Origin of the sequence: Kitasatospora sp. NPDC093679 (genome assembly GCF_040683455.1) — a bacterium.
GTDB classification, from domain to species: domain Bacteria; phylum Actinomycetota; class Actinomycetes; order Streptomycetales; family Streptomycetaceae; genus Kitasatospora; species Kitasatospora arboriphila.
Genome location: NZ_JBFBDW010000104.1, coordinates 1 through 10,224, shown reverse-complemented (window position 1 = coordinate 10,224; position 10,224 = coordinate 1). Strand labels below are relative to the sequence as shown.

The window sequence follows — 10,224 nt, the reverse complement described above, 5'->3', positions numbered from 1 at the left end:
CGGGCCTCCGGCGTTCCGCGGAACCGCGGGGAAGCTGCACCGGGGTGCGGGGGCGGGGCCGCGGGGCGGGCGGATCAGCCCGCGGGCACCGTGTCGGTGAACGAGGTGCCCGCGGCGCGGTAGCCGGCGACCTTGGCCGCGACCTGCGCGGGGCTGAGCACCTGGTCCTTCACGAAGTACACGTAGTCGACCTGCTCGTCGTAGGAGCGCGGGGTGCTGCCGGTCTGCCCGTTGAGGTCGATCAGCCAGTGGTTGAAGTCGATCCACTGCGGCGTCTCGGGCAGGTACGGCTCGCCGTGCACCGCGAACACCCGTCCGTCGATGTAGTAGGTGATCGCCGTGCCGTCGATGGTGATCTGCAGGTCGTGCCAGCCGTCGAACGAGGTGCGGCTCTCGGTGTGGGTGTTGACGGCGTTCCACGGGTCCGGGTTGTAGGTCTCCCAGGACGTGGTGTACATGATGTCGCCCTGCTCGCCCCAGCCGCCGTTGGGCAGGTACTCGAAGTCCTGCTCGCTGTAGTCCGGGTCCATCGGCGCGTTGAGCGGGGTGAAGGCGAAGAACGTCTGGTTGACGTGGTCGCCGTCGGGTCCGCCGCTCGGGGTGTCGTCGAACTTCACCCGCGCCGCGTAGGTGCCGTTCTTGAACTTGCGGGCGGTGGTCTGGATCTCCGTCTCCCGGGTGCCGGCGGCGGTGCCGTCGGTGGTGAGGCGGAGGTTCATCACCGAGTTGGCGAAGGTGACGTCGGCCGGCGACCAGGTCGCGCCGGGCACGCCAGGGCCGCCCTGGCCGGACTTCACCGTCCAGCCGTGCTGCTGCAGCGCCGGGTCGCTGCTGGAGCCGTAGCCGAAGTCGTCGAAGAGCGCGGGCGCGTTCGGGTCGGTCGGCGGGGTCGTCGGGGGTGTGGTGGGCGGCGTGGTCGGGGTGTTGCCGTCCGGGGCGGTGCCCCAGACGAGCGCGCCGGAGCGCTGCAGGGTGACCTTGTCCCAGGTGGCGTAGCTGGTGCGGGCGGCGCCGAAGGAGTAGTCGTCGGACTGGGTGAGGGTCTGCCAGTCCGAGCGGTAGAAGCGCAGCTGCATGTCGCCGGTGTCCTGCCCGGGGGCGAGCGAGCCGGCGCCCGCGGTGAAGCCGATCTCCAGGTAGCGGTCGGCGGTCGCGGTCGGGTTCGCGAGGGTACCGAAGGTGCCGGTGATGTTGCCGCAGCCCTTGACCGCCCAGGAGCAGGCGAAGCGGTAGGTGGTCGTCGGGCCGTCGGCCTTGAAGTAGTAGCGCAGCTTGAGCTCGCTCAGCGGCACGCTGGTCGAGCCGGTGTTGACCACTTCCAGCCAGGGTTCGGCCTGGTCGGCGGTGGCACCGGTGGCGCTGGTGCGGTACTGGACGCTCAGCGCGTCGGTCGCGGCCGAGGCCGGCGGGGTGAGCAGCGCGGCGCCGGCCAGGCCGGCGGCGACGCAGACGGCCGTCGCGGTGCGCAGGCGGCGCGGGACGCGGGGCTTTCCTGACACGGTGTTCCCTCTCTCCGTGGGGGGGCGGTGCGGACGCGGGCGCCGCGGTCGGCGGGCACCCGGGCGGTGCAGGGAGCGAACGGGTGGTGCGGATCGGGGGCGGCCGATGGGCCGCGGGCGGGGCGGGCGCGGGGTCAGCGGGGTCAGCGGTCCACCGGCAGGCCGAGCGCCGCCAGTCTCGGGCGGTGGCCGGTGAGGGCCTGCTCGAAGGCGGGCCAGTCGGTGTCCGGGTTCCAGGCGCGCTCGGCGAGGGCGCACAGCCGGGGGTAGAGCCGGCGGTCGGCCTCCGCGGGGTCGGGCACGAACTCGGTCCAGAGCTGGGCCTGGGCGCCGAGGACCCGGGCCCGGGCCTCCTCCGGCCAGTGCGCGGGGGCCGGGTCGAGCCCGTGGACGGCCCGCAGGTCGACCACCGCGCCGTCCTGGCCGAGCGGCTCACCGGGACGGTCGGAGGCGGGGTAGTCCAGGTAGGTCGCGCGGTGGGGCGCCATCACGATGTCGTGGCCGCGCCGGGCGGCGTCCAGGCCGTGGTCGGCGTCCCGCCAGGGCATCACGGTGAACTCCGGCGGCAGGCCGGGGCTGCTGCTGTCCTCGGCCCAGCAGACCGGCCGGCGGCCGTGCTCCAGCAGGTGGGTGCCGACCCGGCCGAGGAACCAGCCGTGCAGTTCCTTGGGCGAGGCGAGGCCGAGTTCGGCGGCGCGCCGCCGGGCGGACGGGGCGGCCTCCCACTCGGCGGTGGGGCACTCGTCGCCGCCGAGGTGCACGTACGGCGAGGGGAAGACGTCCATCACCTCGTCCAGCACGTCGGTGCAGAAGGCCAGCGCCTCCTCGTGCACCCCGAGGACGTTCTCGCAGACGCCCCACTCCGTCCAGACGTCGAGCCGGCGTTCGGGGTGGTTGCCGAGCCTCGGGTGGGCGGCGAGGGCGGCGCGGGCGTGGCCGGGCATCTCGATCTCGGGGACGACGGTGACCCCGCGCTCGGCCGCGTGGCGGACGAGGCCGCGCAGTTCGGCCTTGGTGTACGCGCCGCCGTGCGGGCGGTCGTCGAAGCTGTCGCTGCCGGCCCGGCCGGTCATCGTCCGTGCCCGGACGGAGCCGACCGCGGTGAGCCGCGGGTAGGCGTAGACCGGCATCCGCCAGCCCTGGTCGTCCGTCAGGTGCAGGTGCAGGACGTTCAGTCCGTGCAGGGCGAGCAGGTCGACGGTGCGGTGCAGGTAGGACACCGGCAGGAAGTGCCGCGCGACGTCCAGCATCAGGCCGCGCCACGGGTACCGGGGGCGGTCGGTGACGGTCAGGCAGGGCAGCTCCCAGCGGACGTCCGGCGCCGGGCGGTCCAGCAGCGCCTCGGCGGGGAGCAGTTGGCGCAGCCGCTGGATGCCGTGCAGCAGTCCGGCGGTGGCGGCCGCGTGCAGCCGGACGGCCTCGGGGGCGACCGCGAGCCGGTAGCCCTCGGGGCCGAGTTGTGCGGTGAGCGCGGGGTCCACGGCGAGCAGGACGGCACCGTCCGGCGAGGACGGCAGCGGCAGACCGGTGGCCGGGCGGAGCAGGGTGCGCAGCAGGTCGGCGGCGGCCGCGGCCGGGCCGGGGGCGTGCACGGCCGTGGCGTGGTCGAACGTGAACCGGCCGGGCGCGGGGACGATCCGGCGGGGCGTCGGAATGATCACGTCGGGACCACCTCGGGAGGACTGGAAACTTACCACTTGCGGACTGGAGCACCACTGGTAAGAGAAAGTGGCATAGACCAGTTGGCGCGTCAAGGGGCGGCACCGGAACACGCCCGGCGGCCCGCTCCCGGACGGGAGTTGATTGACTGGCAGCCATGACCTCCACCGTGTTCGAGACCGACACCCCCGACCCGACCGCCTACCTCGACCGGGTGGCCGCGACCGACCTGGGCCGGGCCTACAAGCAGCGCATGCTCGACGAACTCGACGTCCGGCCCGGCGCGACGGTGCTGGACCTCGGCTGCGGCCCCGGGACCGACCTCGATTCCCTGGCCACGGCCGCCGGCCCGGCAGGGCGGGTGATCGGCGTCGACCACGACCGGGCCGCCGTCGACACCGCCGCCGCGCGCACCGCCGGACGGCCCGCCGTCGAGGTCCGGCTCGGCGACCTCCACGACCTGCCGCTGCCGGACGGCGCCGCGGACCGCGCCCGCACCGACCGGGTGCTGCAGCACGTCGCCGACCCGGGCCGGGCGCTCGCCGAGATCCGGCGGGTGCTGCGGCCCGGCGGCCGGCTCGTCATGGGCGAGCTCGACTGGGGCACCCTGACCGTCGACCACCCGGACGGCGAGTTGACGCAGGCCTACACCCGGTACGTCACCGAACGAGCGGTGCACAACGCCCGCATCGGCAGCCGCCTCCCGCGGCTGGCGGTCCAGGCCGGGTTCGAGGTGCCCGCCGTCCTCCCGATCACGCCGGTCCTCCGCGACGTCCGGGCGGCCGACCGGATCCTCGGACTGGAACGCTGCACCCGCCGGGCCGTCACCGCCGGGTACCTCACCCCGGACGGCGCCGACCGCTGGCTCGACCACCTCGGGAACGGGCCCTTCCTCGCCTCGGTGACCTTCTACGTCGTGGTGGCGACCTGAGGGCCGCCCGGAGGCGCCCCGGCCGCCCACACTGGTAAGGTGCTGGTCAGGTTCGGACGAGGGGAGCCGCCGTGGCGGTGAAGCGGACGCGGGTGCGCGACCACCTGCGGGATCTGGTGGAGGCCCGCAGGCCCGGTGAGCCGATCCCGTCCGAACGGGCGCTGTGCGAGGAGCTCGGGGTGTCCCGGCCGACCCTGCGGGCGGCGGTGGACGAGCTGGTGGCCACCGGCCTGCTCGTCCGCGAGCACGGGCGCGGCATGTTCGTGGCCCCGGAGAAGGTCGTCCAGGAGATGGCGATGGCCTCCGAGGGCAGTGCCTTCAGCGTGCCGCGGGCCGCCGGCAGCTGGGCCGGGCGGGTGCTGGAGTTCGAGACCGTGCCGGCCGGGGCGCGGCTCGGCCGGCGGCTGCGGATCTCCCCCGCCGCGGAGCTGACCCGGGTGGCCCGGCTGCGCCTGGTCGACGGCGAGCCGATGGCCATCGAGCACCTGCACGTCCCGGCCGCGCTGGTGCCCGGGCTGGCCCCGGCCGACATGGAGTCGGGCGACTTCTACGACCTGCTGCGCGAACGGCACGGCGTACGGGTGCGGGAGGCCGTCCAGTCGATCGAACCCACCGTCACCAACGAGGCGGAGTCCCGGCTGCTGGGGGTGCCGGTGCTGTCGCCGGCACTGCTGTTCGAGCGGCTGACCAGTGACGCGGCCGGGCGGCCGGTGGAGTACGTGCACTCGGTGTACCGCGGCGACCGGTACCGGATCGTCTCCCGGATCGCCTTCGACGACGGTCCTCCCGGGGCCGCGGCCGAAGGCGGGAGCGGCGCGGCCGCGCACCATCCGGGCATCCCGCCCGGCGACCTCCCCGGACGGCCCGGCGGGCGGAGCACTACCACGGGTGACGTCCAGCCCCCGGCCTGACACCCCGCCGCTGGGCCGTCCGTGCGTCCCTGCGGCGGCGGGCGGTTGACCGCCGGGCATCTCGGGGATCATCCGCCGGTATGAAGATCGGCTCATCGGGTTGTCATCCTCGGGTCGGCCCGGCGCTCTGGGCCGGGCTGGCCGTCGTCCTGACGGCCTGTTCGACGGCGCCCTCCCGGAGCGCCGCTCCCCCGGCCGCCACGGCGCCGGCCGCACTCCCGCCGCTCGCCGCCGTCGAAACCCGCGAACGCCACGCACCCCTGGGGATCGACCCGGTGCAGGCCGCCCGGCAGTCCGCGGAGCGCCGGGCCCGCGAGCAGGCCGCCCGCTGGGGACTCGACCGGCTGCCGACCGCCGCCCCCGCCCCGCCCGAACAGCGGCCAGCGCTCACCGCCGGCCGACCCGGCCTCGTCCTGCGGCCCGGCCTGCCCCCGGTCGTCCAGCGCGTCCCCACCGAGGACCGGGTGGTCTTCCTGACCATCGACGACGGAGCGGAGAAGGACCCGGAGTTCGCCCGGATGACCGCCGAACTCGGCATCCCCTACAGCACCTTCCTCACCGGCTACCTGGCCCGGCCCGACTGGGGCTACTTCCGCGGTCTGCTCGCGAACGGGCACGCCGCCACCGGCAACCACACGCTCAACCACCGCGACATGCGGGGGCTCACCGCCGCCGAGCAGCGCACCGAGATCTGCGGCCAGCAGGACGAGCTCGAACGCGAGACCGGCTCCCGGCCGCCGCTGTTCCGCCCGCCCTACGGCGAGTACACCGACGACACCCTGCGAGCCGCCCGGCAGTGCGGCATCCGCGCCGTCGCGCTGTGGAACGAGGAGGCCTTCCCCGACCGCATGGAGTACCGCTACGCGGACCGGGTCCTGCACCCCGGCGACATCATCCTCACCCACTTCCGCGGGCGCGCCGAGTGGGGCGGCACGATGACGGACGTGCTCCGCCGGGTGCTCCGCACGGTGAACGAGCAGGGCTTCGCCCTGGCCCTGCTCGACGACTACCTCTGACACCGCCGGACCGCCCTGGCTCGCCCCGCCCCGCCCCGACCCGGCCGGAGCAGGCCCGACCCGGCCGGAGCAGGACCGGCGCCCGAGGGGCGAGAACGCCGTCCCAGCATGCGGAAACGTTGGCAGCGTCCGCGACCGCCGTGATCGACTGTGCGCTCCCGCACGGAAGGAGCACCGCCATGCTGCCATCCCTCGACGGCCTGGTCTTCTCGCCCACCGGGCGCGCCGAGCACGGCGAGGTCGACGCCGCCACCAGCTTCGCCTACCGCGAGCAGGACGGCCGGGTCTGGGCCTCCTACCAGGGCGGCGATATCGTGCACGGCCACCTCGTCGGCACCCGCGCGGGCGACACCCTCGAATTCCGGTACGTGCAGCTCAACCGTGCCGGCGAGACCAGCAGCGGACACTGCGTCAGTACGCTGTCCCGGCTGACCGACGGACGCCTGCGGCTCGACGAGTCCTGGCGCTGGGAGTCCCGCCCGGGCGCCGGCACGAGCGCGGTCGAGGAGGTCCTGCCGCCCGTCGGCTGAACCGCCCCGCCCCGGTCGCCCGCACCCCGTACCCACGACCCGATCCGAGGAGCCCGCCGTGTCCCCCGCCGCACCCCTGCACCTCGTCCTGCCCGGCTACCAGAACTCCGGCCCCGCGCACTGGCAGAGCCGGTGGGAGGCCGCAGACCCCGGCCTCGTCCGGGTCGAGCAGGCCGACTGGGACGCGCCGCGGCGCACCGACTGGGTCGCCGCCCTGGACGCCGCGGTCGCCGCCGCCGACCGCCCGGTCGTCCTGGTCGCGCACAGCCTCGGCTGCATCACCGTGGCCCACTGGGCCGCCGGCCGCACCGGGCCCGGCCCGGTCGTCGGCGCCCTGCTCGTCGCCCCCGCCGACGTGGACACCGCCGAGGTCCCGGAACTGGTGAACTTCCGGCCCGTGCCGCTGCACCCGCTGCCCTTCCCGACCACGGTGGTCGCCAGCACCGACGACCCCTGGTGCACCTCCGAGCGGGCCGCGGCCTTCGCCGACGCCTGGGGCGCGAAGCTGGTGGACGTCGGCGCCCTCGGACACATCAACAGCGACTCCGGCCTCGGTGACTGGCCCGAGGGCCGTCGCCTGCTCGCCGACCTCACCGGCACCGCCCGGTAGCCGGTTCAGGCGTAGTACGAGGCCACCGCCGGCTGGCCGGTCCAGTTCGGGCCGGCCGCCGGGTCGGCGCCGAGGTAGCGGAATCCCGGGAAGGCCACGCGCGGACGGCGCCCGCCCTGCAGGGTGAGCAGCCGGCGGCGCGCGTCGTACTCGAAGCCTGCGGCGCGCAGGGCGGCCAGGACCGGGCGGGCGGCGCTGCGGCCGTCCGGCCGGCGGACCGAGGCCGGGTCGAAGGTGGCCGCGAGCAGGCCGTCCCCGGTGAGGGCACCGGCCCAGCGGGCCAGCAGCCCGAGCTTGTCCCCGAGGTAGGGCAGGCCGTGGACGCAGGTGACGAGGTCGTACGTGCGCTCCGGCTCCCAGTCGGCGACCGAGGCGGTCAGCAGCCGCAACCCGGGCACGACGGGTACCGGACCGAGCGGGCCGACCAGGTCGACGCCGGTCAGCTCGCTGCCCGCGGCGACCGACCCGGCGGCGGCGACCAGGGCCCGCCCCTCCCCGCTGCACAGGTCCAGCCAGGCACCGGGCCGCCCCCGCAGCCGCTCGGCCGGGTCGAAGCCGAGCTCCCGGGCGTAGCTGTTCACCCCGGTGAGGGTCCGCTCCCGGTTCATGGTGCTGTTCGCCACCACGGGGGAGGCCGCGAGTTCCACGTCCCCGACAAGATCACCCATGCCGGCCACCCTACGGCGGACCACAACCCCCCTGCGGACCCGGGCGGCAGTGCTGCCTAGGGTGGTCGCATGACGAACCGTCCGCAGGTGCCCGGCGTCCGCGACGGGCGGAACGCCCGGCAGGACACCTGCCGGTGCTTCGACCGGGACCGCGCGACGAACCGGCGTCGGGTCGCCTTCCACCCCGAGCAGCAGGACACCACGGCGCCGGGCTGGCTGCGGCTGCTCGACCTGGTGGAGGAGGCCGCGGCGGACGGCCGCGAGGAGTTCCACCCGCTGCAGGGGCTGCCCGCGGAGCAGCGGCGGCAGATCATCACCCTGCCGCCGACGATCGCGAGGCTGACCGCCGTCCGCAGGCTCGGGCTGTACGGCAGCAACCTGGTGCGCGTCCCGCCCGAGATCGGGGCGATGTCGGCGCTGGAGGACCTCGACGTCTACACCTCGTACCGCCTGCACTGGCTCCCCTACGAACTGACCCGCTGCGCACGGCTGCGGCAGAGCCGGGTCAGCACCCGGGCGCTGTACGGCAACGAGAAGACCAGGCCGCCGTTCCCGCCGCTGGACCGGCAGCCGCGCGAGGGCGGCGCGGTCTGCAGTGTCTGCGGCGGGCCGGCCGCGCGGCCGCGCCGGGTGTGGATCACGCTGCGGGTGGCCACCGACGTCCTGCCCCTGCTGGTCGACGCCTGCTCCAAGGCCTGCGTCGCGGCGCTCCCCACCCCGCCGGAGGGGTACGTCCGCAGCTCGCACTCGGGCGGGCCGACCGTGCAGCAGCCCGTCGCCGACCACTGGTTTCCGCCCGAGCGGCGTGCCGTCCGGCACGAGACCCGCAACCGGCACCGCACCGAGCAAGGAGGGACCCCGTGACCGCGACCCCCGCCGTGGCCTATGTGACCGGCAAGGACGCCCCGGACCAGGAGGTGGGGGCGGCCCTGGCCGCGTTCGCCGGGCAGGGGGTGGCCGCGGAGGCGGTGGTGTGGGACGACCCGGCGGTCGCCTGGGAGCGGTTCGACGCGGCGGTGGTCCGCAGCACCTGGGACTACACCGGGCGGCGGGACGAGTTCCTGGCCTGGGCGCGCCGCGCGGCCGGGCTCACCCGGGTCTGCAATCCGGTGCCGGTGCTGGAGCGGAACACCGACAAGACCTATCTGCGGGAGCTGGCCCTGGCCGGGGTGCCGGTGGTGCCGACCGCCTGGGTCGGGCCCGGCGAGCGGCTGGACGGGGGGACGGCGCCGTGGCCGGAGCTGGTGGTGAAGCCCACCGTGTCGGCCGGCGCGCGGGACACCGTGCGGACCACCGACCGGGCGGCCGCCGCGGCGCACGTCGACCTGCTGACCGCGGCCGGCCGGACGGCGATGGTGCAGCCGTACCTGCCGGCGGTGGACGGGGAGGGCGAGACCTCGCTGGTGTTCATCGGCGGCGCGTTCAGCCACGCGGTGCGGCGCGGGCCGATGCTGTCCGGCCCGGAGGGCCGCTTCGCGGACGAGCCGCGGCGGCCCGACGCCGACCAGCTGGCCGTCGCCGAGCGGGTGCTCGCGGCCGTGCCGGAGCGCGCGGAGCTGCTGTACGCGCGGGTGGACCTGGTCCGCGGGCCGGAGGGCACTCCGCTGCTGATCGAGCTGGAGCTGACCGAGCCGCGGCTGTTCCTGCAGTACGAGGCCGGGGCGCCGGCACGACTGGCGGCCGCGGTACGGGCGCTCGCCGGCTGACCCCGGAGTGCGCGCGGGCCCGGACGCCGGTCCTCGGCCCGGTTGTCGGCGGCCCGTGCCAGGCTGGCCGCAGCGATCCGCAGCGACGAGGGGACGGACGGGATGGACGGGCTGGCCGAGGGCGGCTTCACGGTGGACAGCTGGGAGCCGGAGGTGCTGGACGAACTGCCGGGGGCGACACTCGCCCGGGTGAAGCTGACCAAGACGTTCCGGGGCGGACTGACCGGCACCGGCACCGTGCACATGATCAGCGCGGCGGACGGCGAGGGCCAGCCCGCGGCGTACACCGCCTTCGAGCGGTACGTCGGCGAGTTGGACGGCCGCAAGGGCGGCTTCGTGCTGCAGCACTGCGCGCCCGGCAGCCGCGGCGAGCGGCTGGTGATCGCGGTGGTGCCGGGTACCGGCACCGAGGAGCTGGCCGGGATCACCGGCGGCTTCGAGATCCGGATCGACGACGCGGGCGTGCACAGCTACGTCTTCCGCTACGCCCTGGCCTGATCCGGGTATGGCGACGGCCCGCTTCCCGGGTGCGGGGAGCGGGCCGTGCGGGGGTGCGGGGGCCGGATCCGGGGTCGCCGGTCCGGCCGCCGAAGACTACGTGCGGCAGGCGGGTGTTACTTGGCCAGGCCGGCCTTGACCGAGCACACCGGCCAGGCGCCCGGGCCCTGCGCGGCGAGGACCTTCTCCGCGACGG

The 10,224-nt window shown here is 75.6% G+C and carries 11 protein-coding genes and 1 pseudogene; 8 read left to right on the top strand and 4 right to left on the bottom strand.

What is annotated here, in order from left to right; translation table 11 throughout:
• Positions 1-74 precede the first annotated feature (74 nt).
• Positions 75-1,499, bottom strand: a complete 1,425-nt coding sequence (locus AB0O09_RS38335) for a cellulose binding domain-containing protein (RefSeq protein WP_363550359.1) — start codon at positions 1,497-1,499, stop codon at positions 75-77.
• 143 nt (positions 1,500-1,642) lie between these two features.
• Positions 1,643-3,160 carry a beta-N-acetylhexosaminidase gene (locus AB0O09_RS38330; protein WP_363550356.1) on the bottom strand — a complete coding sequence of 506 codons (1,518 nt, stop codon included), beginning with the start codon at positions 3,158-3,160 and terminating at the stop codon, positions 1,643-1,645.
• Between the two features lie 155 nt (positions 3,161-3,315).
• On the opposite strand from AB0O09_RS38330, the gene AB0O09_RS38325 reads away from it, so the two are divergent.
• The 5 genes from AB0O09_RS38325 to AB0O09_RS38305 all read left to right on the top strand — a co-directional run bounded on the left by AB0O09_RS38325 (position 3,316) and on the right by AB0O09_RS38305 (position 7,156).
• Positions 3,316-4,089, top strand: coding sequence for a methyltransferase domain-containing protein (locus AB0O09_RS38325; protein ID WP_363550353.1), 774 nt, complete (start codon positions 3,316-3,318; stop codon positions 4,087-4,089).
• 71 nt (positions 4,090-4,160) lie between these two features.
• Positions 4,161-5,000 (top strand): GntR family transcriptional regulator, encoded by an 840-nt coding sequence (locus tag AB0O09_RS38320; protein WP_344627722.1) that lies wholly within the window; start codon positions 4,161-4,163, stop codon positions 4,998-5,000.
• A gap of 80 nt (positions 5,001-5,080) precedes the next feature.
• Complete coding sequence (locus AB0O09_RS38315) at positions 5,081-6,016, top strand: polysaccharide deacetylase family protein (protein WP_363550350.1); 936 nt, start codon at positions 5,081-5,083, stop codon at positions 6,014-6,016.
• Positions 6,017-6,195: 179 nt separating this feature from the next.
• Positions 6,196-6,546 (top strand): hypothetical protein, encoded by a 351-nt coding sequence (locus AB0O09_RS38310; protein WP_344627720.1) that lies wholly within the window; start codon positions 6,196-6,198, stop codon positions 6,544-6,546.
• A 58-nt stretch (positions 6,547-6,604) separates the two neighbouring features.
• Entirely contained in the window at positions 6,605-7,156 is a 552-nt protein-coding gene (locus AB0O09_RS38305; RefSeq protein WP_363550347.1) for an alpha/beta hydrolase, read from the top strand.
• 5 nt (positions 7,157-7,161) lie between these two features.
• On the opposite strand, the gene AB0O09_RS38300 is transcribed toward AB0O09_RS38305, so the two are convergent.
• On the bottom strand, positions 7,162-7,824 hold the full coding sequence (locus tag AB0O09_RS38300) for an SAM-dependent methyltransferase (protein WP_363550344.1): 663 nt from the start codon (positions 7,822-7,824) through the stop codon (positions 7,162-7,164).
• A gap of 69 nt (positions 7,825-7,893) precedes the next feature.
• On the opposite strand from AB0O09_RS38300, the gene AB0O09_RS38295 reads away from it, so the two are divergent.
• From AB0O09_RS38295 to AB0O09_RS38285, 3 genes are all read left to right on the top strand, one after another.
• On the top strand, positions 7,894-8,688 hold the full coding sequence (locus tag AB0O09_RS38295) for a leucine-rich repeat domain-containing protein (RefSeq protein ID WP_363550341.1): 795 nt from the start codon (positions 7,894-7,896) through the stop codon (positions 8,686-8,688).
• Positions 8,685-9,530: a hypothetical protein gene (locus tag AB0O09_RS38290; protein WP_363550338.1), complete on the top strand. Its 846-nt coding sequence runs from the start codon at positions 8,685-8,687 to the stop codon at positions 9,528-9,530. The genes AB0O09_RS38295 and AB0O09_RS38290 overlap by 4 nt, the downstream gene beginning before the upstream one ends.
• A 102-nt stretch (positions 9,531-9,632) precedes the next feature.
• Positions 9,633-10,028 (top strand): DUF3224 domain-containing protein, encoded by a 396-nt coding sequence (locus tag AB0O09_RS38285; protein WP_363550335.1) that lies wholly within the window; start codon positions 9,633-9,635, stop codon positions 10,026-10,028.
• Between the two features lie 119 nt (positions 10,029-10,147).
• On the opposite strand, the pseudogene AB0O09_RS38280 reads toward AB0O09_RS38285, so the two are convergent.
• Positions 10,148-10,224: pseudogene (locus AB0O09_RS38280) on the bottom strand (transglycosylase); the annotation flags it as partial.

Excerpts from the sequence above, each read along its gene's own strand:
- AB0O09_RS38300 (WP_363550344.1), bottom strand. The coding sequence starts at position 7,824 with ATGGGTGATCTTGTCGGGGACGTGGAACTCGCGGCCTCCCCCGTGGTG.
- AB0O09_RS38310 (WP_344627720.1), top strand. The coding sequence starts at position 6,196 with ATGCTGCCATCCCTCGACGGCCTGGTCTTCTCGCCCACCGGGCGCGCC.
- AB0O09_RS38285 (WP_363550335.1), top strand. The coding sequence starts at position 9,633 with ATGGACGGGCTGGCCGAGGGCGGCTTCACGGTGGACAGCTGGGAGCCG.
- AB0O09_RS38295 (WP_363550341.1), top strand. The coding sequence starts at position 7,894 with ATGACGAACCGTCCGCAGGTGCCCGGCGTCCGCGACGGGCGGAACGCC.
- AB0O09_RS38325 (WP_363550353.1), top strand. The coding sequence starts at position 3,316 with ATGACCTCCACCGTGTTCGAGACCGACACCCCCGACCCGACCGCCTAC.
- AB0O09_RS38315 (WP_363550350.1), top strand. The coding sequence starts at position 5,081 with ATGAAGATCGGCTCATCGGGTTGTCATCCTCGGGTCGGCCCGGCGCTC.